This window comes from Streptomyces sp. A1136 (assembly GCF_004795055.1).
Taxonomy (GTDB): domain Bacteria; phylum Actinomycetota; class Actinomycetes; order Streptomycetales; family Streptomycetaceae; genus Streptomyces.
This window is the reverse complement of the sequence record NZ_SSBJ01000015.1, coordinates 88204-113720: the sequence shown is the minus strand read 5'-3', so window position 1 is coordinate 113720 and position 25517 is coordinate 88204. Positions and strand designations below refer to the sequence as shown.

The following is a 25517-nucleotide window of genomic DNA, read 5'->3' as shown; positions in this document are numbered from 1 at the left end:
GTGATCAGCGACTACGCAGACTTCGGATGCACGGAGATCATCAACTCCGCCAGGGCATCCGTCTACGCCCGGAGCGCATGCCTGCTCACGGACTGCGATTCCTGTCCGGGTATCCCCGCGGCCGTCAACGACCCCCCGTACACGGACCCGATCACCGACGAGGCCCCCTGGTACGACCCGGCCGTCCCGGAGAGCGGCCGGTTCCTCGGCGTGATGGGTCTCGATGTCGTCGGATTCTCCCGGTCCACGCTCTCCCGCGACCCTGTGCAGCTCGTGGGCGACGGTGCGGCGCTCGGCGTCGGCCGGCGCTCCCACCGAGAGGTCACCTACACCGTTCTCCTCTTGGTCCTGGACGACGCCGCCCTCTCCTACGCCCTGGAGTGGCTGTCCGCCGCACTCCAGGGCGCCGCTTGCGGGGGCGGCTGCCAGGGCGCGGAGCTGGGCACGTTCGCCTCCTGCCCGACCGGTGACGGCACCGGTGAACTGCGCCACTTGTACGGCGTCGGCCTCCTCAACGGCCCCCAGCTCACTTCGGCGCGGCATCTCCCGGAAGGGATCATCGCCGAAGCCACGTTCACCCTCGCCGCGGCCATCCCCTGGATCTACCGGGAGCCACTCCAGACCCTCACGAACTGGGTGAACCTCGCCAGTGGCGCCCTGGTGACCCTCGACCCGGACGAGATCTACGAGGACTGCGTCGAGGCGGAGGGCTGCCTCGAGGATCCGCTGTGCCCGACACCGCCGCTGCCGTTCCGGGCGCCTGTTCCCGTGGACGCCTGCTACCCGACGGGCTCGGCCCAGTTCCGGCGGTCCGTGATCGCGCTTGCCCCGGTCGACCAGCCGGAGTGGCTGGAGACCGTGCCCGTGCTGGAGCTGGACACCGGGTCACTGGCCCTGCGGAGGCTCATCGTTCGCTTCTGGGCCAACCCCCTCGGCACCAACTGCATGGAGGTCGCGGACCCCTGCGGCGCCTGCACCGACATCCAGATCCCCTACCTGCCCGCCAACTCGAAGCTCATCGTGGACGGCCGCACCCAGCTCGCCGAGGTCGAGTGCAATTCCGGTTCGCTCGACTCGGCGACGAGCACTCCCGTCCTGTACGGCCCCCAGGGCGGTTCGTTCGAGTGGCCGATCTTCTCGTGCCCCACGGGTGTGTGCATCGAGATCCTGTCGACGTCCGCGACGACGTCCGCCAACGCCCGCGCGAGGGTCCTCCTCGTTCCCCGATCGGATGTGGGCTGATGGCACAGCTCGGTTGCGCCCAGGAGTACCGGGCGGTCATCCACTGGCGGGGCGGGTCGCTGCCGTTCACTTCGCCGTCCGGGTCGTCGCTGACGTCGGTGCGCTGGACGCGCACGATCAACGACCTGTCCGAGGCGACGATCACGATCGCCAAGGGCACCGCGGGTGCGGACTGCTGCGGGAAGCTCGGGCAGATCGAGCCGTACGTCCACGAGCTGACGATCTACCGGGACTCCGAGCTGGTCTGGCAGGGCCCCGTGCTGCGGGTCACCGAGAAGCGGACGGCCTTCGTCGTGGAGGCCCGCGACGTCGTCGAGTGGTTGGGCCGGACGAACAACACCACGCTGCTGCGCTACGTGTCGACCAACCCGGCGGACTCGATGCACCAGGGGCCCATCCAGGAGATCGCGGAGACGATCATCAGGTTGAACCTGGAAGGTGGCCTGTTCGCGTCCTCGCCGGACTGGCCCCGGATGCTGGACTACATCACCCGCCAGGACGACCCCACGGTGGCCAGGTTCGAGAAGGACGGGTCTGCGGACACCAACGTCTGGATCGTGCCGATCCTCCAGATCCTGGACGACGAGCTGGTGCCCCGCGGCCTGGAGTACACGACCGTCGGCCGTGCTCTGCTCCTCGGCCGCCCGCAGACGGTCTCAGACCCGGCGCAGGCCCGACTCGGCCTCGACAGCTTCACCGGGGACATCGAGATCGTCCGGGACGGTGCCGCCGCAGCGTCGCTGGTGTGGGTCACGAACCAGAACGACCAGGAGATCGCCAACACGCAGTACGGCGTGTCCGGCGTCGTGTCGGCCGCCTACGGCCGCCTGGACACCCTGATCCGCACCCAAGCCGAGGGGTTGACCGCCTACGACCTCTGGCAGATCGCCCGGGGCACCTACCCGGGCCGGAACCCGGTGCCGACATCGCTGCGCGTCCCCGATGGGGCGCGGCTGGCGGTGACCGCGCCGGTCACCATGCGGCAGCTCGTCGCCGGCGTCCGGATCGACGTGGCCGCCCCCGAAATGTGCATGGCGGTCACCCAGCCATACCGGCTGTCCGACGTCGAGGTCGAGTGGAGCGACACCGGCGAGGACGTCGGAATCTCCCTCGTGCCGATCGGCTACCCGTTCACCTCACCCCCACCGTGACCAGGAGGTCCACGTGAGCCCAGTCCCAGGACAGCGCGCGGCTCAACGCCCGCTGCGCGCGATGACGGCCGCTCAGCGGGTCCTCGGCCGCGCCGTACAGGCCCCCGCGGCGGCGATGGTCGGGCCGGTCGGCGTCGGCTTCATCGACGGCCGCCAGGTCCAGGTGGACCTCACCGCACCACCCGGCGAGCAGGTGCGGGAGGTGCTGGCGTGCGGCTGCGTCGGTGCGTGCACCTGCCCGGTCGCCGAGGAGACACCCGCCGACGGCGGGACCGACACACAGAAGAAGGAGTAGGCGATGGCCAGGTGCGGATGCCAGGGCGGATGTGCCTGTGCCGTGGTGGGTGCGAGCCCCGTGACGGTGACCGGCAACGGAAGCGCGGTCAGCCCGTTCACGGTGGGCGTCAACAGGGCCGCGCTGCTCACCGCCGGAGCGGGAATCACCTACGACCCCGGCACAGGGACGGTCAGCGTCCACGTGTCCGCTGACCCCGGGAACGCGGCGGGCTTCGGATCGGACAACGGCTTCTACGTCTACTCCGGCAGTGGCGGCCCACTCGCCGTGTGCGCCACCTACTTCCAGACGGACGGCGAGGGCAAGCTCTGCCTGATTCCCGGCTCCATGGGGCTGCGGCAGGTCCTCACGTACACCGCGCCCGGCACCGTCAACTTCACGAAGGCCACGTACCCGTGGCTGGCCAGGGTCCTGGTCAAGGTCCAGGCGGGCGGTGGTGGGTCGGCGGGTGCGTCAGCCGCCGCGAGCGAGTCGATCTGGCGAGCGGGCGGCGCGGGCGGCGGCTACGGCGAGCGGCTGATCGACGTCGCCGCGCTCGGGGCCTCGGAGACCATCACCGTCGGTGCCGGTGGCACGGCGGGTGCCGCTGCGAATGGGGCGGCCGGAAACGGCGGCAACTCCAGCTTCGGCGCGCTTCTGACGGCGCTCGGTGGCCCTGCCGGAGGAACGGGCATGGCCACCGGCGCAACCGGTACCACCGTGAGCGGCACCGTGGGCCCCGGTCCGGGCACCGGCGGATACCTGAACCTGGGCGGCGGCTCCTCGGGCGGCGCCATCCGACTGACGGGAAGCGCCGGCATCGGCGGCTCGGGCGGTGACTCGCACCTCGGCCAGGGCGGCGCCGCACGTGCCACCGCGGGCGTCGGCAACCAGCCGCGCGGCTACGGCGGAGGGGGCGGTGGATCCGTCTCCGCGAACGGCGCCGCACAGGCGGGCCAGGCGGGCGGCGGCGGCATCGTGATTGTCGAGCTGTACGGATGACCGGGCCGCGCATGGTCGCCGTCCCCTACCTCGGACACCCGGTGTCCGCGCCGTGTCCGGACGATGTCCGCCCAGGTCACGGCCCTCAGCCTCGGATGTCCGGACACCGTCCGGACACAACCGAATCCCCTGTCCGGACGGTGTCCGGACAGTGTCCGAGCCCTCTTGGAGGAGCGATGTCCCAACCGTCCCCGACCGTCGGTCGGATCGTCCACTACGTCTCGCACGGAACCCCCCTGCGGTCGGACGGCAGCCAGGCGTTTCCGCCGGCCTGCCGCGCCGCCGTCGTCACCGAGGTCGACGCCGACAACCTTGGCCGCGTCGGGCTCGCCGTCCTCAACCCGACCGGGACGTTCTTCCACCCGCTGGCGGGCGGCGGGTCCGTGGTCTCCGAAGGCGCCCGCCTCGGCGGCTCGTGGCACTGGCCGGAGCGTGCGTGATGGCCACACCGCTGACTGACGACCGCTTCCTGGCGGCACTGCGCGCGGAAGGCGTGACCGTCGTAGAGCTCGACGGCTGGCGTACGCACAACCGCAACAGCCGTGGACCGTGGGGCCCCATGCACGGGATCATGATCCACCACACCGTGACGCGAGGTACGGACAACACCGTCCGTATCGGGTGGGACGGGTACGAGGGCCTTCCCGGGCCCCTCTGCCACGGAATGATCGCGAAGGACGGCCGCGTCCACCTCATCGGCTACGGCCGTGCCAACCACGCCGGCCTGGGCGACCCGGACGTCCTGGCCGCCGTGATCGCGGAGAGACCCCTGCCCACCGACGACGAAGCGACGGTCGACGGCAACCGGCACTTCTACGGCTTCGAGTGCGAGAACTACGGCGACGGGCACGACCCCTGGCCCGACGAACAGCTTCTCGCGATCGAGCGAACCGCGGCAGCGCTCTGCCGGGCCCACGGCTGGAACGCCGCCTCGGTGATCGGTCACCTGGAATGGCAGCCGGGGAAGCCGGACCCGCGGGGCTTCACCATGGCGTCCATGCGGGACCGGGTGGCGGCCCGTCTCGGACACTCCACGCCCGGCCCCCTGCCCCAGCCGACGAAGCCGAAGGTGTCGCTGTCCCGCCTCATCGAGGCCGCACGGTCCAACCCGCAGATGGCCGGCACACCGGTCACGTATGCCGGGGTCATCACCGTGGAGGCTGCCCTTGTCGATGAGGGCCTACTGGCGAAGCGGTACCAGGACGGCCACTACGGCACCAGCACCATCACCGCCATGAGCGAGTGGCAGGAGGCATGTGGCTTCCGGGGCCGCGAGCCCGGACAGCCGGCGGACGGCATTCCCGGCCGAACCAGCCTGACCCGACTCGGCGCGAAGCACTCCTTCGACGTCGTCGCCTGAATAGAAAGGGCCCCTCATGAACCCCATCACTCTGGACGCGGCCTACTGGTACGGCTTGCTGACTGCATTCGTCCTTCCCGTGCTCGTCGGGCTGGTCACCACCCGCGTCACCCACCCCGGGACGAAGGCCGTCATCCTCCTCGCGCTCTCGGCGGCCGACAGCTTCATCGTGGAGCTCGCGGCAGGAACCCCGGGGTGGAGCGCCAGGAACGCCCTGGTCATCACCGCTGTGAATTTCGTCGTCGCTGTGGCCACGCACTTCGGCCTGTGGAAGCCCACCGGCGTCGCTCACCGGGCGCAGGACGCCTTCGTCAAGGCCGCGTGACGCCAGTGCTTGAGACCGGAGTCCCGGCGCTGGACACGGCGCTGGTGTGGGGCGGTGCGATAACCCTCCTCGCCGGCGCCGGGACGGCGGCATGGCGCGTCGCACGGACCGGAGTCCGCCTTGGCCGGCGCGTGGACCAGTTCATTGACGACTGGTACGGCGAGGAGGCGCGGCCAGGCGTCCCCGGCCGCCCCGGCGTCATGGAGCGGATGGGCGGGATCGAGGACCGCATCGGTCGCGTTGAGCACGAGCTGTACCCCAACAGCGGCGACAGTCTCCGAGATGCCGTCGACCTCGCGAACGAGCGGCTGGCCCGGCTATGCCCGGACGATCCGGGAGAGGAGGGCTGCCCTCCGCCGTCAGCGCCTGCCAGCCAGTGACCGCCGGTCCGTCCCTTCGACCCCGTGGTGCTGTTCACGAGACGTGAACAGCACCACGGGCCCCTTCCCGCCAGACGCGCCCGAGCGCTCCCGTCGCCGCTCGGCGTCGCCTTTGCCGATGCCCTGACCGTCGCGGGCGTCGGCCGCCATACTGCCTCTCATGCCGACGTCGCGTGCCCTCCCTCGTCCCCGGGCCTCCCTGCTCGCCGTTGACCTCGACAACACGCTGATCAACAGGGACGCCGCATTCAGGCGCACCGCCAGCGCATTCCTCGCCGAGAACGGCCTTCCAGAGCACGACGCAGACGTGATCATGGAGCTGGACCAAGGCGGCCACGCACCCCGGCCAGCCGTCGCGGCTGCCCTCGCGCAGCGATGGAACGGCATCTCCGAGGAGAAGATCTTGGGGTTCCTGCGCCGGGGTCCGGCGGCCCACGTGACGCTCGACGACGCAGTCCGCCGATCGCTCCTCGCCGTCAGGGCGGCAGGGGTGCCCTGCGTGATCGTCACCAACGGGCGAGGTGATCAACAGGAAGAGAAGATCCGCAACGCCGGGCTGGCGGGCCTTGTAGACGGGTGGGTGATCTCCGGCTCGGTCGGACACCGGAAGCCGTCGCCGGAGATCTTCCACGCCGCCGCCAAGGTGGTCGGCCTGCCCGCCCTTGATCGAGGCACCACCTGGATGATCGGAGATGCCGCGCACGCCGACGTGCGAGGCGCGGTCGACCTCGGCATTCACAGCGTCTGGGTCTCTGGTGGCCGGCCATGGACGGAGTCCAGCTACTGGCCGACCCACATCGCGACCGACGTTGTCGAAGCGATCGCCCACGTGCTGGGGGAGCGGCCCCGGCTGGTCCGAGACCGGATCCCCGCCTGGCTGCTTGAGACGGAAGGCCGACAGCCCGAGGTGTACGAGGCGGCCCCGGCGGAGTACCGGGCGCGGCTGCGAGAGGCGTTGAGGGAGGAGGTCACGGCGCTCCTCGCCGAGGATCCCGCCGCCGCGGCGGCCGGAGAGCAGCTGGCCGAGATCCTGGAGGTGGTGCACGCTCTTGCCGCCGACCTCGGAATCAGCCCTGGGGCTCTGCAGGAGCTTCGCCGGGGCAGGGCAGAAGCGCGGGGGACCTTCGAGGGTCGCACGATCTGGACGGGCCGATACGCCGCACGCGGCCCCGACCGGCCGTAGAGCACCACGGCCCGCGCCGGGCCCCGGTGCGGACTCCGCGCCGGGGCCGCGCTCTCACGCGGCGACGGCCGCCGACAGGCTCTCGTACCGGTGCACCACACGCTGCGAGGAGACCCGGCCGAGGAGGTCTTCGGCCTGACCGAGAAGGTCGCGGGCGTGCTCGGTGTCGCCGCCCTTGTGGACCGTGTCGGCCAGGTCGAGGACGGCGAGCAGGCGATCGCGCGGGTAGTCGACGGCCGAGACCGCCTCGACACGGCGGGTCAGGAAGGGCACGGCCCGAGACGGCTGGCCGCAGGCGAGCCAGGCGCGTCCGGTGGCTGCGTCCACGGACTCCGGCGTCAGCCAGGTAGCCCACCACGGCGTACGCCCGTCCGGAGCGCTGGCATTCGCGAGCGCTTCGTCACGGAAGCGGAGTACCGCCTCGGGGTCTTGGCGGCGCCCGGCCGCGTACACCCGCCGATCGTTGATCACGGCGGTGACAGCGGACGGCAGGTCCGGTGCCCGGGAGGCGATGTCGAGGAGCTGGGCGGCGTCGTTGTGGTGCCCGAGCCAGGCGGCCTGATACGCCGCCGACGCAACCAGGTTGGCGGCGGCGTGCTGGGTGGTCAGAGACGTCGTGCTCTCGCGGGCCAGCCGCATTCCCGTGTGGTAGACGCGCTGCGCCTGGGGGTGCTGGCGGGCGTCGAAAAGCATCCAGCCGACCTGTTCGCTGAGTTCGACGTAGGCGGTCTGGAGCCGGTCGACGAGGGGGCCCTGCCCTCGGGTCTGCGCCATCACACGGGACGTGCTCTGCCAGATCCCGGTGCCCCAGGTCAGGTCGCCGGCGGAGCTCCCGGCGGAGTCGTCCATGTTCCGGAGATCACGAACCGCGCTCTCGATGCTGGTGACCAGCCCCTCGGAGAGCCGCGCACCGGCCGGTGCGGCTGCCGCTTCCGCTATCGGGCCGAGGAGCAGCGCGAGGGCGGGGGCGGTGGCTGCGGCTCCGGTGAGCATGAGCAAGTGGCGGCGGTCCATGATGTCTCCTTGGCTGATCTCGTGAAGCAATGCCTCCAGGGGGGCGTCGCCGGGCGCGTCGATGTGCCGATTGCGCGTCCGCTGGCGAGGCAGGTCCCACCCGACGTCCGCCGCGGTGATGCACCGTCCGGCCTTGACCGTGAGGACGGCGAGGGCATCGGTCGCATTGTCGGGCTGGGGGTGGGCTCCGCGTAGCCACGGGTAGGCCGCCTTCAAGCTCAGCGGGTTGCATCCGCGACGCGCGCGCCGCTCGTTGATCCGCGCAATCAGTTGCTCCGGCCGCACTTCCAGCTGCTGGAGGAGGGCGGCGAGCACGGTGGTCGGCGATGCGCTGACCTCGGCTGGCTCCATGGGCACTCCAAGTCCGGCGGGGTCCTGAGCCGGACGGTACCACCGGTCAGCGCGCCGAATCAGGTGGGACGAAAAGGACTTGGTGTACGTACACCAGTTGCCAATTTCGGTGTCCCTAAACCGACTTGGTGGGTGCACCGAGTTCACCTCCTCAACCTCTCGCGATCACGATGCCGCTCCGCTTGTCTGGCTTCCCCGCAGGGCTACTGGTGGAGGTGAAGCGGTGCGAGCAGTGATCTTCGGAGCGTCTGGACTGCTGGGACGCAGCGTGCTGAAAGCGTTCGGCGATGCGGCTGCGACCGGGACGGGACACAGCCGGACGGGCGCCGGCCTGATTCCGGTTGACGCGACGTCGGCCGATGACGTCGACCGGCTTCTCGACCGGATGAGGCCGCACGTCGTCGTGAACTGCGTCGGGGAGCGCCGGCCTGAGGCATGGGCGGCAGAGCCGGAGCAGGCGCGCGGTCGGAACGTGGACGCGGCCCGGCTCATCGCCAGCGGCGCCGCCGAGCGCGGAGCCCGGCTGATCCACATCAGCAGCGACTACGTGTTCGACGGGACCCAGGCGCCGTACAGGCCCGACGACACCCCGAACCCGTTGACTCCGTACGGCCGGTGGAAGCTGGAAGCCGAGGTCGCGGTGCGGGCGGCGTGTCCGGACGCCGCGATCCTGCGGCTGCCCGTGCTCTACGGGCCCGCCTCGTACGCGGCCGAGACGAACCTGACCCAGATCGCCGCCAGCGTGGCCGCAGGCGCGGACCTCGAGCTGGACGACGTATGCGTGCGATACCCGACCCACGTGGACGAGGCCGCCGACGTCTGCCGCCGGCTCGCCGGGGTGCTCCTTGAGGGCCAGCGACTCGGGTCCGTGAACCACTGGGGCGCGCAGGAAGCCTTCACCAAGTACCAGCTCGGCGTGCTGATCACCCGTGCGTTCGGGCTGCCCATCGGCCGCCTCCGGGCCGGGGCGGCGGACGCGGCGGTCGGCGGCCGTCCCATCGACTGCCGCCTGGACTGCGACGACCTCCCCGCGGCTCTGGGCTGGCCCCTGCGCCGGTCGTTCCGCGCCGAACTCCCGAACGTGGTCGCGCCCTGGATGCGCCCCGACCGCCCCGCATCGACCTGACCAGAAGGACACGACCGTGTACCAGGATTTCGCGCACGCCTACCTGACCGAGGTCGGTACCGCAGCGGGCCGCATGCTCACCCGCGGCCATGACGCAGTCGACCTGCTCAACCGGGCAGCGGTCGGCGGCGCCCGGATCCGAGCCTTCGGCAACGGGGGATCCTCCGCGATTGTCCGCTCGGCCCTCCTCCAGCTCCAGGCCCACACCGGACGCCCGGTGTCGGACTCGATGATGAGCCCCGCGGCCATGGCCTACACCGCACAGCGCGACACGTACCCCGAGGTCTTCGCCAGGTCGCTGGCGGCCGACATCCACGGCCTGGACCTGGTAGTCGTCGCCAGCGTCAGCGGCCGGTCGGCGAACATCCGCAAGGCCCTCAACCTGTGCCGCGAACACGACGTCCCCGTGCTGGCCCTGGTCGGCGGCGACGGCACTCAGGTCGAACCCGCGCGCGGCATGGTCTGGGCGACTGGGACCACCGACCAACAGATCAGCGAAGACGCCATGCTGACCGCGCTGACCCTGGCAGCCGCAACCGCGCTGGGCCCCGCCACGGCACCGCTCCCGGCCCGCGTCGACCAACACCTGCACGCTGTGGCCGACGTCGACACCGTCCGGCTCGGGGCGTTCCTGGCGGAGGCCACCACAGCAGTCGCGGACGCCATCCGCACCCGGCGCCCGATCTACGTACTGTGCCCCGACGGCGGACCCCTCGCCCTGGCCGGCGAGCACTACGCCCACAACCTGCACTGGGACGCACCCCTCGGCGTCGAGGACGTCCAGCCGCCCGTGGTCGTCTCCGATCCGTCGCTGGCCGACATGAGCGCGATCTACAACGACCACCCGGACCCGGCGCACGGCGTCGTCTACCAGCTGCGCTCAGCCGCCCCGGGCGACGTGGTGTTCCTCCTGACCTACGACGCCGCTAGCAGGACCACCCAAGAGGCGATCCGCGCCGCCGCCGCGGCAGACGTCCGGCTGTTCCTCGTCTACCGCAACGGCCCGGCCCAGCCGCACTCCGAGCGGCTCCAGCTCCCGCAGACGGACGACTTCGCGTTCGCGGCCCTGGTGCAGTCCGTCGCCCACCTCGTCTGCCGGACCACCCGCGCCGCGCTCTCCACCGGCAGCGCGCCCGGATCCTCTCCCGCTGACCTCATGGCCCAAGACCTCGCGCCGCTGCGCGAACTGTCCAACATCAACCGCTCCTCCTGACGAAAGGCCGTCCCATGCCCGCACGCGAGATCCGCACCGACATCGACCGCCCCACCCCCGACGAGATCGCCGCCTTGTCCCAGCTCCCCGCCGCCTCGATCGTGGACGCCCTGGGGAAGAGGGGCGCCCTGTCGTACTGCCTGCGCCTGCTGACCCCCGGGCTCGTGCTGTGCGGCAGCGCCGTCACCGCGCTCGGCCCGGACGTCACCGTCCGCCGCGCCGCGATCGACCTCGCGCAGCCCGGCGACATCGTCGTGGTCGCGGCCGGCGGCGGCAAGGAGAAGTCCTGCTTCGGCGGCGTGACCGCCGAGCACATGCAGAGCCGGGGCATTACCGGCGTCCTCGTTGACGGCATGGTCCGCGACGTCGCCGAGCTGCGCCGCCTCCGCTTCCCGACCGTCGCCCGCGGCACCACCCCGCTCAACCACACGTACCCCGCCGGCCAGGAGGACGGCGCGGTCAATGTCCCCGTGGTCATCGACGGCATCACCATCACGCCCGGCGACGTCCTGGTCGGCGACGAGGACGGGACCGTCGTCGTCCCCCGGGCCCAGGTTGCGGACGTCATCGCCACCACGCAGGCCGCCCTCAAGGCGGAGGCGGAGAAGTGGGCGGACCGGCGCGGCCAGAGCCTGGGCGCCGTCGACCAGCTCACCGCCACCGGCTACACGATCATCGAAGGAGTGTCGTCGTGACCGACCGTGCCCAGCTCGCCGAGACCTTCCGCCGCTTCGCAGACCAGCAGTGCGCCGGGCTGTCCCCGCTGTACGCCACCCTGTCCCACGCGGTCGCGCGGAGCAATGACCTCCTGGACCTCGCGGCCCGCACCCGGCCGGGCCAGCCCGCGCCCAACCTCCTGCTCGGGGGGATCCACCACATCCTGCGGCGAGGTGTCCAGCACCCGCTGGCCCCCTACTTCACCGGCCACGAGCATCTGGACGCAGATCACGCCGACAGCCTTCTCGCCGACTTCTGCCGCCGGCACAGGGCACGGATCGAGCGGATCATCTCGACCCGATCCGTCCAGACCAACGAGCCGGGCCGCTGCGCCGTCCTCCTCCCGGCCTTCGCCGCCCTCCAGCAGCAGCTCGACGAGCGGTCGATCCGGATCGTGGACGTGGGCGCCAGCGCCGGGCTGAACCTCCTGTGGAACCGCTACACCTACGACTACGGCGGGCAGCGCCTCACCCTGCCCGACAGCGACCCCGCTACCGTCCTGGCCTGTGACATCCGGGGTGGGACCCCGCCCCTGTCCATCGACGCGGCGCGGTTCGTCCGGCCCGTCGGAATCGAACTCCACCCGGTGGACGTCACCGACACCGAGGCCACCGAGTGGCTGGTCAGCCTCACCTGGCCCGAGCAGACCGCCCGGATGCGCACGCTGAACGCCGCGCTCGCGCTCGCCTCCCGCACCCCGCCGACGATCCTGGCCGGCCCCGCCGAGGAACATCTCGCCGACGTCGTCGCCGAGACCCCGATCGACCAGCACCTGGTCTTCGTCTTCTCCTGGTCCATCTACCAGATCTTCGGTTCCCCCGGCGGCCGAGACCGCCTCGCCGCCACCCTCGCGGACCTGAGCCAGCAGCGCCCCATCCACGAGATCTCGATCGGGCACTTCGGCCACGACACGCCCCGCATGATCATGGCCAGCTACGACGCCGGCATCAGCCGCTCCGACGTCGTCGCCCACTGCGACGTCTACGGCAACTGGCTCGACTGGCTCACCGACCCCGCCCACCCGGGCATCTGACCGCCGAGGAGAGCGTCATGACGCGCAGGATCACCAGGGCGGTCGTGGCCGCCGGCGGGGCCGGGTCGAAGATGGACCCGATCACCCGCATCCTCCCCAAGGAGATGCTGCCCGCCGGGCGGAAGCCGATCCTGGAACACCTCGTCCTCGAACTGCGAGACGCCGGGATCGACAGCGTCCTGTTCGTGATCTCCTCACGCAAGCCGCAGATCCCGGCCTATTTCGGCAGCGGCGCCGAGTACGGGATGGACTTCTCCTACCGCGTCCAGGACGACGGCGCCGGCCCTGGGGCACCCGTCCTCGCCGCTGAGACGTGGACGCAGGCCGAGCCCTTCGTTCTCGCCTTCGGCGACAACCTGATCCGCCCGGCCCCCGACGGCGAGGCGCCCCTGCTGCGCCTCGTCCGCAACGAAGCGGCCCGCTGCTCCGTTCTCACCCGCCTAGTCCCGGCGGACAAGATCCCGCCGCACGAGACCCTGCTGGCCGCGGCCACCCCACCGCCGGAAGGCCCCGGCCCGCACGCCGTCACCATCGGCAGGGAACATCTCGACCTGGCCGACGCCCGGTGGGTGTACGCCTGCGCCGCGCGCTGGATCCTTGGCCCGTTCGCCTTCGAGGCCCTGCGCGCCTGCCCCCCGCGCCCGAACGGCGAGCTCTATCTCATCGACGCGATCCAGCGTTGGATCCAGGCCGGAGCTAGCGTCACCGCGCATCCGCTCCTGACCGCCGAGATGCGCTTCAACTGCGACAACTGGAGGACCTACGAAGATGCCGTCGCCACCCTCCGCACCTGACGAACGCCCCACGCCGGCCGCCCCCCGCTCCCCGACGGCGGCCGGGACCGGCCCGGTCCCCGTGGCCAGGATCCCGCTGGAGAGCCCATTCCAGGAGCCGGGCACCGCGGTCACCCTGCTCCGCCCCCGCGGGCCAGTGCGCCGGATCGTGCTCGTCCTGCCCGTCGAGAAGCACAACGGCACCAAGTACGGGAGTGCTTTGGAGGAGATCAGCCGGCTCCCCGCGACCCTGCGGGACGGAACCCTCTTCGCCGCACCGACGTTCAGCGCATCGCCGTGGCTGGTCAACCACTCATCCCGTGCCGACCAGCAGCAGGAGGACCACTTCACCCAGGTGGTCGTGCCCACCGTCCTCGCCACCCTCGGCGGCGAACAGCCTCGGCCGCCCGTCCACCTGCTGGGCTACAGCAAGGGGGGCTTCGCAGCCCTCAACCTGATTGCGCGGCATCCTGGCGTCTTCACGGCCGCCAGCGTCTGGGATCCCTCGCTCCTCAGCGACCGGCCGCCCCACCCGCAGCTTGTCGAACTCGCGGGGGACGGCGCTCGGCTGGACGAGTACGACGTGCGCTCGAACCTGCGCCGCCACGCCGGACCGCTGCGTGGGGGCCGCCGTATCGCGCTCGGCGGCATCGGCACGCTGGAGGCCGACTGGACGGCCGGGCGTCAGCTTCTCCAGCGGCTCGACATCCCCCACCGCGCCTACAGGGACGCTCCAGCGGAGCACCGTTGGAGCGCCGCGTGGCTCGCCCCTGCGATGCGGCATCTCCTAGCACTCGAATCCCGCCTTCATCCCGGCCCCGTCGCACGGGAGGGGTGAAGGCGGGGAGAGGGGCGGTCAGTCCTTGAGTCGCTCGTCGCGGACAGGGATCCAGTCCAGGGCGGACCGGATCGCCTCCTCCAGGGACAGCTTGGGGGTCCACCCCAGCAGTTCGGCTGCGCGGTCGCTCTTGGTGTAGCCGCCGGCCACGTCACCCGGGCGTGGGTCGGCGTCGACCGTGGCCAGCGGCGTGCTGACGACGGCGTTGAAGGCATCGCACAGCTCTCGGACGGTGGTTCCGTTGCCCGTGCCCAGATTGATCGCGGTCGAGCGCTTGGAGTCCGTGAGGATGGAGTCGAAGCGCTTGATCGCCGCGACATGGGCCGCGGCCAGGTCCCAGACGTGCACGTAGTCCCGGATGCCGGTGCCGTCGCGGGTCGGGTAGTTCGTCCCGGTGATTGGGAACGGCCGGCCCTCCTGGTGGGCCTGGATGAGTACGCCGAGGGCGTGGCTGGGGCGCTTGAGCTGGAGGCCGGTGCGCAGTTGGGGGTCGGCCCCGACGGGGTTGAAGTACCGCAGCGACAGCACCCGCGGTCCGGCCACGGCGATGTCGGCGAACATCTCCTCGCACACGGCCTTGGTCCGTGCGTACGGGCTCTGCGGCGCCAGGGGCGAGTCCTCGTTGACGGGGGAGCCGTCCTCGGCTTGGTAGATGGAGGCCGAGGAGGAGAAGACGATGCGGTCGCAGCCGTTCCGGTGCAGGTGGCTGACGAAGGACAGGCTCTTGCTGACGTTCGCCTCGTAGTAGCCGATCGGGTCCGCGACGGACTCGGGCACCACGATCAGCGCGGCGCAGTGAACCACGGCGGAGATGTCCGGGTGCTCCGAGAAGATCCGGTCGACCACGGCGCCGTCCGCGATGTCGCCCTCGTAGAACGTGCGCCCCTCGGTGAACTCGCGGCGGCCTCTGACGAGGCTGTCGAGAATCACGGGGGTGATGCCCGCGTCCAGGCAGGCCGAGGCGACCGTGCTGCCGATGTAGCCGGCTCCACCGGCGATAAGGACCTTCACCACGCTGTTTCTCTCCCGGCCTCGTTCCAGCCCCAGGGGGCGACCGGCAGCAAGGCTAGCGGAGAAAGCCCCGCCGCCATCGCCGCCCCGAGCGACGGCGACGTTCGTTGTCTGGAACCGCGCGGGCGTCTGAATGTCCGGGGTCAGGAGACGGCCGGCTGGCCTTTCAGGTCGAGGACCATCGCCCGGTAGAAGGGCGCTTCCTCCCACGGATGCGAGATCCCGACGGGCTGGTAGCCCCACGCGGCGTACGCGGCTTGTGCCGGGGCCGCCTCGGGCTCCGGGCGGACGGTCAGGGTGACCCGCTCCACCGGCAGCCCGTCGAGCAGGGCGTTGTGGAGGGCCTTGGCGACTCCGCGTCGCCGCCAGGGCTTGCGGACAGCCAGTTCCAGAATGACCCAGGTCCGGGTTCCGGTTTCGCGGGTGAAGTCGTCGGCCAGGTCCTCGTCGACGTTGCTCCACCACCCGGTGTCGGGGGGCAGGTAGTAGCCGTACGCGAACCCGATGACCTCCGCGGCTTCCCGGGCGATGATCAGGCGCATCCCGTTCCGTTGCGCGTGGTGGACGTAGTGCTCGATGAACTGCGCCACGTCTGAGGGGCCTTCGCTGTACGGCGGCTCGGCATAGACCTCCTCGTACGCCGGGAGGAAGGCGTCGAGCGCAGCCGCGGCGGCCTCCGGCCCGTCGTAGCGCTCGTACGTCACCTCAGCGGACATCACGCGGCCTCCTTCGTCCTGGCGTACTCGGTCAGCTCGTCGGCGGCGGCCCGCGCGGAGCGGGCGTCGACCGCGCGGAGCGAGTTCGTCACGGTGGTGAGCCGCCGCATCACGCGGCCGGACTCGACTTCTTCCAGGGCCTCTAGGCTGGCGACGGCGTGCGCAGCAGCCTCGTCGGCCTCACCGGCGTCCACGAGGGCCTGAGCCAGGGTGATGCGGTAGAGAGCCCGATTCCGGCCGTAGGTGGTCTCCTGGTGGGCGAGGGCGGCGCCGAGGAACCGGGTGGCCGCGCGGTGGTTGCCCAGCTCGGAGTAGAGCAGGCCCTGCGCGTAGTCCAGCTCAGCCGGCCCGTGGAACTGAGTCCACTCGGGGGAGGGGCGGCCCCGCCCCTTGCGGTCGACGAGCTGCATGGCGGCGGAGAGCCGGGCCTTGGCGCCGGAACCGTCAGCCATCAGCGCCAAGGCGCGGGCCTCACGAGCGGCGATGAGCGACTGGAGGACCGGCGAGCCGAGCTGGGTAGCACGTTCCTGGGCGGCGCGGGCGAGTTCGAGACCGTCGCGGGCACGGCCTTCGTAGCACGCCTGGAGACTCATGCTGGAGAAGACGAGGATCTCCAGATTGCTGTCGCGGAGCATCGTCGCCGTGGTCAGTGCGTCGCCCCAGTACCGGCGGGCGTTGTCCTGCTCGTCCGCGTCGTAGTAGAGCCAGCCGCAGTGCTCGGCGATCTCCCCGGCCAGGAGCTGGAGCTGACGACCGATCGTGTCGGGGTAGGTGCCCGTGTTGATGACGCGTCGGACGCGGGTCAGGTGCCGGACCGCCAGGGACCGGACGTCACCGCCGCCGTACGCGTCATCGAGCTGGAACAACGAGCGTAGGCCGGCCCGCAGCTCCAGGAGATGGGTGGTGCCGACGGCGCCAGTCTCGCCGGGTGGGCTGAGCGGTCGCGAGTGGGCGGGTAGGCCCAGTCCGGCGACGACGCCGATACCGTCGGCCATGAATGCTCGTCGGTCCACGGAGGTGCTGCCCTTCTGTGCGGAGAGTGCTGCACTCCCCACGGTCGCACCTGGCGGTGGCCCGGGAAACCCGAGATCGACCGGTGACACCCCGAACATGGCGTGCAAAGTCCGCCAGGCGCGTGCCCGGGGCGCGGGCGGTTTCGGCCGCTTCCACCGACGGTACTGACGGTCGGTCAATGTCACGGCCTCGCCCAGGACGTCCGCCGTCGCCTCGAAGGCGCGCAGAAAGTCCGCCGGCTTCTCCCAGCCGTGCAGCAGACAGGCGTGCTCGAAGGGCGTCAGTACGTCCACCCGGTCACCTCCGGTGATCTGAACCTTCCTGACCGTAGCGGCTTTCGTCACATCGGAAAGACCGCTTGCCGTGAAAAGTCCGCCGGAAAGTCCGCGCGAAGGTCCGGCGAGCCCAGGTGAACGGGAGTTGGCTCGTAGTGAGGGTGCCAGCCCGTCAGCTGGCCATCGATCCGCCTGGGAGTGCAGAGCAATGCCGAGCACACGCACGAGAAATGACGGTAACTCCGGCCTCGGCCTCGTCCCTACCGCGATAACGACCGCGAACGAGCGACGGATGGCCTCCGGCCACTGGCTGCTGGCTGCGGCCGACTCGATCCCGGACGCCAACGCGCGGTGGAAGTACGACGGCGAGGCGTGCCTGCGAACGGGAGCGCTGTTCACGGCGGTCATGATCTCCGCCGCCGTAGTCCACTCCGCGATCGGAGAAACGACCCCGCAGCGGTGCGCCCCGCGGCTCCGCGACGCACTGGAGGGCCCGGTCATCTTCGACCCCGCCGCCTGCCGCCAGGAAGGCGGCTACACGGCCCTGTTGCCCGCGAGCGCGGGCCGCTTCTGGAACGTGCCGAGCACGACCCTGTACCCCGCCCGCGCTCTGCTCCTCGTCCCGGCCCCCGAGCGGTGCGCGCCGGTCGAGGACCGGCCGTGGTGGGTCGTCCCCCTCGACGGGCCCGCGCAGCTCTGCTCCACGGCCCTGCTAGCCTCCCTCGCCAGCCTTGGCCGCCGTCGTCTTATCCCATCGGACGGTGAGCTGCGGTGACCGAGGCCCTGACCTGGCCTGTGCTGGACACGAGGTCCCGTGCGGCTTTGAACGAGGCTGGCGGTGCCCGCCGGCCCAACAGGATCGGCTCGCCCATGTCGATGTTCGAGACCGCAGCCATCGGAAACCCCGCCTACACCACGACCCTGCCGAGGCTCCCGGAGTCGGCGAGGCGCGCGCGGCGCCTCGTCTCCTCGGCACTCCACCTCTGGGAACTCGAAGAGGCCGAGGACGCCGCGCTCATCGTCATCAGCGAGCTGGTGTCGAACGCAGTCGCGCACGCGCGGAGCGAGTCGATCCGGGTGATAGTGACGCGGCAGGACGCCCACGTGGTCCAGCTGGCCGTGGTCGACCTCTCGCGGGAGCTGCCGGAACTGCGGCTGTCCGGCTCGGACGACGAGTCCGGGCGGGGCCTGGCCCTCGTGGACGCGCTGAGCGACGGCAAGTGGGGCGCCGAGACGCTGCCCTGGGGGAAGCGCGTGTGGGCCGAGCTGACGGTCGCGAAGGAGCAGCCCAGTGAATGAGCGCGCCCGCCAGCTCCTGTACGTGGTGATCCTCGCCGCGATGCTCGGTGCTTTGGGCCTCGGCATCTCGAACAGGTAGCGGCCGTGAAGAGGACCTACGTCACCGGCGAGTGCTGGCGCTGCGACGCCGTCGACGTGCCCGTTCTCTGGCTGGGCCCCGTGCAGAGCCAGGACCACGGCGACGGGCCGTTCTACTGCTGCGAACCCTGCGTTCAGCGTCTGGAAGCGCTGGTCCGCGCTCATCACAGCCGAGGCGTCGCCTCGGCATAAAGACTCCCGCCCCCGGCTGTGCTGCACGTCGGCGTACGGCCAGGGCGCGGGTCATCCTCGCTCATTTCTCTGTGGAGGTCTCCGTGACCGGACGCGCAATCATCACCGGGGAACAGGCGGCATCCTGTTACTTCCGGACGACCGTCGACCACCCGCACAGGAAAGCCCTCGTTCAGATCTGCGAGCCGTGCAACGCGCTCTGTGGCCACTGCTTCGTGGTGGCCACGAAGCGCGGGAAGTACATGCCCGTGGACGACGTCCGGGACAAGCTGGTCCCGCAGCTCGCCGCGGCCCGCGTCACCAAGGTGACGATCACCGGCGGTGAGCCGTTCATGCACGAGGACCTGATCGAGATCGTCGCGCTGTTCCGCGCGGCCGGCATGTCGGTCGGGGTGTGCACCAACGGGACCATGTGCTCGGACGAGCAGATCGCCGCCCTGGTCGAGCTTGACGCCCACATGAACGTCAGCTTGGACGGCTTCGCGGAGGAGTCGCACTCCGTCTTCCGTGGCCTGCCCGGCTGCTTCGCTGAGACGGTGGACACCGTCAAGCGGTTCGCGAAGGCGGGCATCTTGCAGGGCCTCCTCTGCACGCCCAACAACCTGGCGGAGGACGAGGAGTACCGGAAGCTGGTGGAGTTCGCCCGGGACATGGGCGCGACGTACGTGCTGATGAACCCACTCGGCTCGATGGGGCGCGGCGCGTCGAAGACGGCACAGGGGAAGCTGCGCACGCCGGACGAGCAGATGCGGCAGATCGCGGAGATGACGGCACCGTTCGAGGCGGACGGCCTTGAGATGGTGAACATCCGGTTCCCCAACGACTCCAAGCCGCTCGCGGGCTGCGAGGCCGGGAACATCATCTACGTCTTCACCGACGGCGGCGTGGCGATCTGCCCATACCTCGTCTTCGCCGCCCGGACGAAGGTCTCCCAGCACCCGGACACGGACTTCCTCGTCGGCAACGTGTGGGAGCACGACGACATCGGCGCACGCCTGGACGCCTACGGGAAGTTCAGTGACCGGTGGGACCTGGGAGGCAACGCCACGTGTGGTGCCTGCTCACTGTCGGACTCGTGCGGGAAGGGCTGCCCGGCCGCCGTGGTGGCCGCCGGCGAGCGGATCGGGGCCGTGGACACCGAGCAGTGCCCCGTGGTGCCGCGCAAGACCCGAGTGCTGCCCGTGGTCGGTGTCTCGTGACCCGTCGCCGCGGCCTGCTGCTCGCCATCGAGGGGCCGGGGGGCGTGGGGAAGTCCACCGTTACCGCCTTGGTCGCGCGGATGCTGGGCGCGGACGGCGTACCCGTGCTTGCGACGCGGGAGCCGACGGACACCGATCTGGGCAACCTCGCGCGGCACGGGACGGACGAGTACCAGGGCGAGGCCATGGCCTGCCTCATCGCGGCCGACCGCTTCAAGCACGGGGAGGAGATCCGGGCCGCGCTGGAGCGTGGGGAGATCGTGGTCTGTGACCGGTACATCGCCAGTAGCCTCGCGCTCCAGTGCATGGACGGCGTCGACCGGGAGTTCGTGTGGCTGCTCAACCAGGGCGTCGTCCAGCCGGACCTGACGGTGATGGTGAGCGGGCAGCCGGACGTGATCGAGGCGCGCCTCGCCGCGCGGGGGGCGCACTCCCGGTACGAACGCGCCGACGGCTCCAGTCACGTGGAATGCGCCTACTTCGCCGAGGCCGCTAAGTTCCTACGGAACAAGGGGCACCGCGTCCTGGGCGTGGACGCCTCCCACGCGCCGGCCGAAGAGGTCGCCCGTTCGATCGTGGCCGCGATCACCCGACTCCGGAAGGACCAGCCGAACCATGCTGGACGTGCTGACGTTCAACCTCAACAACCCGTCCCGGGAGCGCGCGGAGAGGCAACTCCGCTACCTGGCGGGTCGGCCGGAGTCGGTGCTGGTGCTGACCGAGACGGCGAGCAGCGCCGGGTGTGACCTGCTGGAGCGGCGATTCACGGCGGCCGGGTACTCGGTGACGTTTCCTCGGCCCGAGCAGCGTGGCGAACGGGGCGCGATGATCGTCAGCCGCTTGGAGACCCGGCCGCTGGAGACCGGGGTGACCTACCTGCCGCACCGGGCGGTTGGAGTCACCGTGGACAGTGACGAGGGGCCGGTCGATGTCATCGGCCTGTACGTGCCCTCGCGGGACGCCACGGAGGTCAAGACGGAGCGGAAGCGGAACTTCTTGCAGGAGTGCCGCCACACGCTCCTCGATGGTGAGGGTGACGCGATGCGGCTCGTGCTCGGTGACTTCAACGTGCTGGAGCCGGGGCACGTCCCGCGCTACCGGTTCTTCAGCCCCTTCGAGTACGAGTTCTACAACTGGTTCGGGGCCGCCGGGTACGAGGACGCGTTCCGGCGCCTGCACCCTGAGGAACTCGACTACTCATGGGTGGGCCGGACCGGCGACGGCTACCGATACGACCACGCCCACGTCTCCGGCCGCCTCGCGGACCGGCTGACCGCCTGCTCGTACGTCCACGAACCGCGCACGATGCCGGACCGGCTGACCGACCACTCCGCCCTGGCGGTGGGCCTGGCCGTCACCGCGACTCAGCCGCTCCAGGTGAGCGATCCCCACCGCGCGCCCGAACCAGTGCCGGCGCTGTTCTGACTCACCACGAGGAGACCTGTGATGGACGCCTTCAAGGCGGGAGGGGCGGAATCTCGCCCCGTCCAGTACGTAGCGCTCAGCATCAGCGCGTTCGGGTTCCGTTCCCAGGCCGACGGCCACACTGGGTGGGCAGCCTGGCGGCGCATCCGGCGTTCGCATCCGGCGCTCGCCTGGGCGGCGGCTGCGCACGTCGCGGTCCTGGGCGGCCTTGTGGGCGCCCTGGGCCTGGCCGTGTGGCTGCGGTAGCCCTGCCCCGCTGACAACCCCTGTAGACGACGAGGAGACGAGCGATGGAAGCAACGTGGGACGGCGTGCAGAAGCTGCGCGGCTGGCTGGATGAGGAGGACCAGGCCGCGGCCGGTGACGTGAAGCTGCTGCGGGTGCTCAAGATCGGGGAGGAGTTCGGGGAGGCCGCCGAGGCCATCACCGGCGCGCTCGGCGCCAACCCGCGTAAGGGCAACTCCCACACCTGGCAGGACGTCGAGAAGGAGCTGAGTGACGTCATCGTGACCGCCATGGTGGCCCTGGCCACGATCACCCCGGAAGCGGAGAAGGTCCTCGACGCGCGGGTCCAGGGGCTGCTGGAGCGCCTGAACCTGGGCTGACTCGGGGCCCGGACATGCGACGGCCCCGGCACCAGGGGGGAATGGTGCCGGGGCCGTGGCGTGCCTGCCACCCGGGGGGAGTTAGGCGGCAGGCGCGGCGGCGCTCTCCTGGCAGGGGGAGGGGACCTGGAGAACGCGAAGCATGTCGGCCGTCACGACGCGGAACAGTCGGCCGGTCCGGATGACCTTGCACGGGAAGTCACCGGTGCGGGCGAGGGCGTAGGCGGTGGTGCGCCCGATCCCGAAGGCGCGCCCGGCGCTCTCCAGGTCGGTGGTCGGGGGGAGGTCCAGGAGGTCGCGGGTGGTCATGGGCGCTACGGTCGCTGCGGTCTGGGTCATATCGGCGCAACTCCGGGTCAGATGCGGGCTCTGCTGTGTCCTTCTGACGCACTGTACGACATGGGTTGATACGGCACAACACCCTCTGTACTTTGGGTCATCGTGGAGCAATTGGAGTGGTCGGTCCGAGTCAGTAAGACGATCGCGCAGGAGGTGCGCCGGCACCGCACGGCGCGGCGCCTGAGCGCGCAGCAGCTCGCGGACGCGTGCGAGCGCCTGGGGGGCAACCTCCCCCGCACCGTGATCTCCAACATCGAGAACGGGCGACGAGGCAACGTCACCGTGGCCGAGGTGATGATCCTCGCCGCTGCACTCGAGGTGCCGCCGGCCGCGCTGGTCTTCCCCGTCGGGTACGAGGCTGAGGTCGAGCACCTGCCCGGCAAGGCGGCCACGCCCCTGGAGGCAGCCGACTGGTGGAACGGGGAGCGGGCCGACGAGGAATGGGCCCTGACCCTGCTCCGCAAGCACCGCCGCCTGGAGTCCCAGATCCGGCGGCTCTACAAGCAGATCTGGGAGGCGGCCATCGCCGACTACCGGTGGCACGGGGAGCCAGGAGGCCCGGAGGCGGGCGCGGCCCGGGAGGTCGCGGAGGAGCTGACCCGCGAACTCCACGAGCTGCGTGACGAGATCGCCGCCCGCGGCCTGGTCCTGCCCCCGCTCAGCGGGCTGGACCGACCGGCCTAGCTTCCTGGCGGCGACTGCCCGCCACGTACGGGCGCGGGGTGCGCCCTGGTCCTACGGAGGGATAGCCATGCCCGGAGCACGGCGTGCCGGTGGCATCACGAAGCGGTGCGAGTGCCGCGACGAGGCAGGGAAACGGCTCGGCACGAAGTGCCCGCAGCTGTCGAAGAGGGCGCACGGCAACCACCAGCTGCGGCAAGAGCTGCCGCCGGACGACAAGGGCACCCGGCGGACGTTCCGGCGGACCGGGTACGCCCAGGTGAAGGACGCCCAGAGCGACCTCGACAAGATCCGCGCGATCCTCGACCTCGCGGAGGACGACGAGGACGCGGCTCGCCGGGTGGGCGACCTCCTGGTGGCCGTGATGCGGGACCGGGAGGCGATCCCCGACACCGCCGACGTGAAGCGGCGCCTCGCCGGCGGCGTGCCTATGGACGTCTCCATGACCGTCGGGGAGTGGCTGGAGACCTGGGTGGAGTCCAAGAAGACGAAGCGGACCACCACGTCCGGGTACCGGTCGCACATTCGCGTGCACCTGGTGCCGGGGGTCGGGCACTACCGGCTGGACCGCTTCAACGTCGCCCAGTGCCAAGCCTTCTTCGACGCGATCGATGAGCAGAACGAGGTGATCGCGGCCGAGAACGCCGCGCGCAGGGAGCAGGAGGCCCGCTGCAAGTGGGGCAAGGCATCCCGGCCCCCCGCCGAGGAGTCCGCGCGTCTGGCGGCCGAGCGGGAGAAGCTGGCCGCGATGCCGCCGTACCGGCTCATCACGGGGCCGGCGACGAAGCAGCGCATCCGGGCCACGCTGCGGACCGCGCTCAACGCCGCGATCAGGAGGCAGTACATCACGTTCAACCCGGCCCAGTGGGTGGAGCTGGAGTCCGGCAAGCGGCCGAAAGCCGTCCTGTGGTTGGACCGGCACGTCGAGCACTGGCGGAAGACCGGCGAGAAGCCGAGCGCCGTCATGGTGTGGACGCCGACCCAGATCGGGGAGTTCCTGGACGCTGCCGAGGAGTCGAGGCTCTACGCCTTCTTCCACCTGATCGCGTTCCGTGGGCTGCGCCGTGGCGAGGGCGTGGGCCAGGACGAGCGGAACGTGGACCTGGAGAACGGGTCCATCACCATCTCGAAGGAGATCGTGGTGGACAACTGGCAGGTGTTCGAGGACGACCCGAAGACCGACGGGTCGGCCGCGACGATCGCCCTGGACTCCCTGAACGTGGCCGTGCTCCGGGAGCACCGCATCCGGAAGGCGGCGGAGCGGGAGGTCTGGAACGCGAAGGCCGCGAAGGACCGCGAGGAGGGCAAGGACACGAAGGACTGGGTGGAGACCGGCAAGGAGTTCGTGGACGTCGACGGGTCATGGCTCCACCCGGAGAAGGTGAGCGACGAGTTCCGCCGGATCTGCCGGAAGGCCGGTCTGCCACCGATCAACCTCCGGGACCTCCGGCACTGCGCGGCCACTCTCATCCACGGCGGAGGCGGGGACCTCCACGCGGTGAAGGAGACGTTGCGGCACTCCTCCATCCAGCTCGCCGGCGACACGTACACGTCGCTGCTGACTCAGGTGGACCAGGAGATCGCGGAGCGCGCGGCCGGGCTCGTGCCCAGGGCCCGGAAGCCGTTGGACCCGCCCGTTGAAGAGGCGCCGCCGACGCCGGAGGACGGGCCCGAAGATGGGCCGGACGGCTCGCCCGCGCCCTCGGGCGAGTAGGGTCGTGGGTGTCGCCGACGGGGTGCGTTTCCCCAGGTGGCGGCGGGTCTCTGCTCGCCCGATGCTCGCCCGAACGTCCCGTAACGGGGTGACACGAGGCGACACGAGCCGACAGGAATGCGGGAGCGGTACCGTATGGATCGGGCCCGTGACCAGCACGTTCCGGCAGTGGGCAACACGAGGTGACACAAGCCGACATGAGGGAGAGTTGCCCGGCAGGGGACTCATAATCCGTCGGCCGTGGGTTCGAGTCCCACCCGCCCCACTGCGCCCCAGGTCAGGAAAAACGTTCTGACCTGGGGTTTTGGCGTGCTGTGGTGTTCGGAGTGGCGGCCTTGAACGGCCAATTCGTCGAGCCGTTGGTGCTGCCTTGGCATTGGTCCAAGCGGTCACCAGGACCGCGGCCGATGGCGGACCGGCTGTGTCCGCGGGGGATCTTGTACATGCTCTGCAACGGCGTCCCTGGCAACTCCCGCCGCCGGAAATCGGGTTCGGCTCCGGTCAGGGCCTGCCGGCGCCGCCCGGAGCGGTGGCCGCCGGCCGGGGTCTTCGACCGGCTGCACCGCATCCTGCTCAGTCAGCTCGACGCAGCCGGCCGCTCGACTGGTCGAGGGCGTGCGTGGAGGGCCTCCGCGGTCGGGCCAAAAAGGGGGCACCGACACCGGTCCGTCGCCGGGCCGACCGGCGGAAGCCTCGCACGACTCCACTTCGATCAGCCTGCCGTATGAGCTCCACCCCGCCCGACCATGTCCGAGCCGTGCGCCCCTGACCATTGGGCCCGGTGCCTCACCCGGGCCGCTGCTACGGTCCGCCGAACCGCTCTGCCTGGTCCCGCTGTCGTCCATACCCCCGGGGCGTGGACGCCCCGGGGGCAGCCGGGGAAGTTCCGGACCTCGACCGTCGTGGTGAGGGAGCCGCCGATGATGCCGGATTTGCCGAACAACAGGGGCTCCCGCGGCCTTGGTGATGTGTAGTCGGATGCCTGTG

30 protein-coding genes are annotated in these 25517 nt (G+C 70.8%); 25 read left to right on the top strand and 5 right to left on the bottom strand.

All coding sequences use genetic code 11. From position 1 onward, the window contains the following. The 9 genes from E6R62_RS16805 to E6R62_RS16765 all read left to right on the top strand — a co-directional run bounded on the left by E6R62_RS16805 (position 1) and on the right by E6R62_RS16765 (position 6917). On the top strand, positions 1 to 1242 hold the full coding sequence (locus tag E6R62_RS16805) for a hypothetical protein (RefSeq protein ID WP_136214243.1): 1242 nt from the start codon (positions 1 to 3) through the stop codon (positions 1240 to 1242). Continuing rightward, the gene (locus tag E6R62_RS16800) at positions 1242 to 2393 is read left to right on the top strand and encodes a hypothetical protein (RefSeq protein ID WP_136214242.1); all 1152 of its coding nucleotides are present in this window, start codon (positions 1242 to 1244) and stop codon (positions 2391 to 2393) included. The genes E6R62_RS16805 and E6R62_RS16800 overlap by 1 nt, the downstream gene beginning before the upstream one ends. A 13-nt stretch (positions 2394 to 2406) precedes the next feature. Beyond that, the gene (locus E6R62_RS16795; RefSeq protein ID WP_136214241.1) at positions 2407 to 2688 is read left to right on the top strand and encodes a hypothetical protein; all 282 of its coding nucleotides are present in this window, start codon (positions 2407 to 2409) and stop codon (positions 2686 to 2688) included. A gap of 66 nt (positions 2689 to 2754) precedes the next feature. Then, on the top strand, positions 2755 to 3669 hold the full coding sequence (locus tag E6R62_RS16790) for a hypothetical protein (protein WP_240801717.1): 915 nt from the start codon (positions 2755 to 2757) through the stop codon (positions 3667 to 3669). A 176-nt stretch (positions 3670 to 3845) separates the two neighbouring features. After that, positions 3846 to 4109, top strand: a complete 264-nt coding sequence (locus tag E6R62_RS16785) for a hypothetical protein (protein WP_136214240.1) — start codon at positions 3846 to 3848, stop codon at positions 4107 to 4109. Further along, on the top strand, positions 4109 to 5029 hold the full coding sequence (locus E6R62_RS16780; RefSeq protein WP_136214239.1) for an N-acetylmuramoyl-L-alanine amidase: 921 nt from the start codon (positions 4109 to 4111) through the stop codon (positions 5027 to 5029). The genes E6R62_RS16785 and E6R62_RS16780 overlap by 1 nt, the downstream gene beginning before the upstream one ends. Before the next feature lie 16 nt (positions 5030 to 5045). Then, positions 5046 to 5354: a hypothetical protein gene (locus tag E6R62_RS16775; protein ID WP_136214238.1), complete on the top strand. Its 309-nt coding sequence runs from the start codon at positions 5046 to 5048 to the stop codon at positions 5352 to 5354. A 5-nt stretch (positions 5355 to 5359) separates the two neighbouring features. After that, positions 5360 to 5734, top strand: a complete 375-nt coding sequence (locus tag E6R62_RS16770; RefSeq protein WP_136214237.1) for a hypothetical protein — start codon at positions 5360 to 5362, stop codon at positions 5732 to 5734. Positions 5735 to 5894: 160 nt separating this feature from the next. Further along, on the top strand, positions 5895 to 6917 hold the full coding sequence (locus E6R62_RS16765; protein ID WP_240801716.1) for an HAD hydrolase-like protein: 1023 nt from the start codon (positions 5895 to 5897) through the stop codon (positions 6915 to 6917). Positions 6918 to 6971: 54 nt separating this feature from the next. On the opposite strand, the gene E6R62_RS16760 is transcribed toward E6R62_RS16765, so the two are convergent. Beyond that, on the bottom strand, positions 6972 to 8282 hold the full coding sequence (locus tag E6R62_RS16760; protein ID WP_136214236.1) for an XRE family transcriptional regulator: 1311 nt from the start codon (positions 8280 to 8282) through the stop codon (positions 6972 to 6974). 223 nt (positions 8283 to 8505) lie between these two features. On the opposite strand from E6R62_RS16760, the gene E6R62_RS16755 reads away from it, so the two are divergent. The 6 genes from E6R62_RS16755 to E6R62_RS16730 are packed head-to-tail and all read left to right on the top strand — an operon-like array spanning position 8506 to position 13982. Further along, positions 8506 to 9408 carry an SDR family oxidoreductase gene (locus E6R62_RS16755; protein ID WP_168714076.1) on the top strand — a complete coding sequence of 301 codons (903 nt, stop codon included), beginning with the start codon at positions 8506 to 8508 and terminating at the stop codon, positions 9406 to 9408. A 16-nt stretch (positions 9409 to 9424) separates the two neighbouring features. After that, positions 9425 to 10621, top strand: a complete 1197-nt coding sequence (locus E6R62_RS16750; RefSeq protein WP_136214234.1) for an SIS domain-containing protein — start codon at positions 9425 to 9427, stop codon at positions 10619 to 10621. A 14-nt stretch (positions 10622 to 10635) separates the two neighbouring features. Further along, positions 10636 to 11316, top strand: coding sequence for an RraA family protein (locus E6R62_RS16745; RefSeq protein ID WP_136214233.1), 681 nt, complete (start codon positions 10636 to 10638; stop codon positions 11314 to 11316). Then, positions 11313 to 12371, top strand: a complete 1059-nt coding sequence (locus E6R62_RS16740) for a DUF2332 domain-containing protein (protein ID WP_168714075.1) — start codon at positions 11313 to 11315, stop codon at positions 12369 to 12371. Before E6R62_RS16745 ends, E6R62_RS16740 begins: the two co-directional genes overlap by 4 nt. A 17-nt stretch (positions 12372 to 12388) precedes the next feature. Then, positions 12389 to 13165, top strand: a complete 777-nt coding sequence (locus tag E6R62_RS16735) for a sugar phosphate nucleotidyltransferase (RefSeq protein ID WP_136214231.1) — start codon at positions 12389 to 12391, stop codon at positions 13163 to 13165. Then, on the top strand, positions 13140 to 13982 hold the full coding sequence (locus E6R62_RS16730; protein WP_136214230.1) for a hypothetical protein: 843 nt from the start codon (positions 13140 to 13142) through the stop codon (positions 13980 to 13982). The genes E6R62_RS16735 and E6R62_RS16730 overlap by 26 nt, the downstream gene beginning before the upstream one ends. Before the next feature lie 18 nt (positions 13983 to 14000). On the opposite strand, the gene galE is transcribed toward E6R62_RS16730, so the two are convergent. From galE to E6R62_RS16715, 3 genes are all read right to left on the bottom strand, one after another. Beyond that, positions 14001 to 14996 carry a UDP-glucose 4-epimerase GalE gene (gene galE, locus E6R62_RS16725; RefSeq protein WP_240801715.1) on the bottom strand — a complete coding sequence of 332 codons (996 nt, stop codon included), beginning with the start codon at positions 14994 to 14996 and terminating at the stop codon, positions 14001 to 14003. Between the two features lie 140 nt (positions 14997 to 15136). Beyond that, positions 15137 to 15709 (bottom strand): GNAT family N-acetyltransferase, encoded by a 573-nt coding sequence (locus E6R62_RS16720; protein ID WP_136214229.1) that lies wholly within the window; start codon positions 15707 to 15709, stop codon positions 15137 to 15139. Continuing rightward, the gene (locus E6R62_RS16715) at positions 15709 to 17016 is read right to left on the bottom strand and encodes a hypothetical protein (protein ID WP_240801714.1); all 1308 of its coding nucleotides are present in this window, start codon (positions 17014 to 17016) and stop codon (positions 15709 to 15711) included. Before E6R62_RS16715 ends, E6R62_RS16720 begins: the two co-directional genes overlap by 1 nt. A gap of 274 nt (positions 17017 to 17290) precedes the next feature. On the opposite strand from E6R62_RS16715, the gene E6R62_RS16710 reads away from it, so the two are divergent. The 8 genes from E6R62_RS16710 (at position 17291) to E6R62_RS16675 (ending at position 21796) form a co-directional block, all read left to right on the top strand. Beyond that, positions 17291 to 17773: a hypothetical protein gene (locus E6R62_RS16710; RefSeq protein WP_136214228.1), complete on the top strand. Its 483-nt coding sequence runs from the start codon at positions 17291 to 17293 to the stop codon at positions 17771 to 17773. Positions 17774 to 17868: 95 nt separating this feature from the next. Then, a complete protein-coding gene (locus tag E6R62_RS16705) occupies positions 17869 to 18297 on the top strand; it encodes an ATP-binding protein (protein ID WP_136214227.1) in 429 nt (142 codons plus the stop codon). Between the two features lie 84 nt (positions 18298 to 18381). Beyond that, positions 18382 to 18567: a hypothetical protein gene (locus E6R62_RS16700; RefSeq protein ID WP_136214226.1), complete on the top strand. Its 186-nt coding sequence runs from the start codon at positions 18382 to 18384 to the stop codon at positions 18565 to 18567. An 83-nt stretch (positions 18568 to 18650) separates the two neighbouring features. Next, positions 18651 to 19766 carry a radical SAM protein gene (locus E6R62_RS16695; protein WP_136214225.1) on the top strand — a complete coding sequence of 372 codons (1116 nt, stop codon included), beginning with the start codon at positions 18651 to 18653 and terminating at the stop codon, positions 19764 to 19766. Next, positions 19763 to 20512, top strand: a complete 750-nt coding sequence (gene tmk / locus E6R62_RS16690; RefSeq protein WP_240801713.1) for a dTMP kinase — start codon at positions 19763 to 19765, stop codon at positions 20510 to 20512. The genes E6R62_RS16695 and tmk overlap by 4 nt, the downstream gene beginning before the upstream one ends. Then, complete coding sequence (locus E6R62_RS16685; RefSeq protein WP_240801712.1) at positions 20478 to 21191, top strand: endonuclease/exonuclease/phosphatase; 714 nt, start codon at positions 20478 to 20480, stop codon at positions 21189 to 21191. The genes tmk and E6R62_RS16685 overlap by 35 nt, the downstream gene beginning before the upstream one ends. A gap of 21 nt (positions 21192 to 21212) precedes the next feature. After that, positions 21213 to 21437, top strand: a complete 225-nt coding sequence (locus tag E6R62_RS16680) for a hypothetical protein (RefSeq protein ID WP_136214224.1) — start codon at positions 21213 to 21215, stop codon at positions 21435 to 21437. A 44-nt stretch (positions 21438 to 21481) separates the two neighbouring features. Then, a complete protein-coding gene (locus E6R62_RS16675; protein ID WP_136214223.1) occupies positions 21482 to 21796 on the top strand; it encodes a MazG-like family protein in 315 nt (104 codons plus the stop codon). Between the two features lie 81 nt (positions 21797 to 21877). Here E6R62_RS16675 and E6R62_RS16670 read toward each other — a convergent pair whose 3' ends face one another. Then, positions 21878 to 22105, bottom strand: coding sequence for a DNA-binding protein (locus E6R62_RS16670; protein ID WP_240801711.1), 228 nt, complete (start codon positions 22103 to 22105; stop codon positions 21878 to 21880). Between the two features lie 132 nt (positions 22106 to 22237). On the opposite strand from E6R62_RS16670, the gene E6R62_RS16665 reads away from it, so the two are divergent. Together E6R62_RS16665 and xerC are read left to right on the top strand one after the other, a co-directional pair. Beyond that, positions 22238 to 22819, top strand: a complete 582-nt coding sequence (locus E6R62_RS16665) for a helix-turn-helix domain-containing protein (protein WP_168714073.1) — start codon at positions 22238 to 22240, stop codon at positions 22817 to 22819. Between the two features lie 67 nt (positions 22820 to 22886). Further along, positions 22887 to 24530, top strand: coding sequence for a tyrosine recombinase XerC (gene xerC, locus E6R62_RS16660; protein ID WP_136214220.1), 1644 nt, complete (start codon positions 22887 to 22889; stop codon positions 24528 to 24530). Positions 24531 to 25517: the final 987 nt, after the last annotated feature.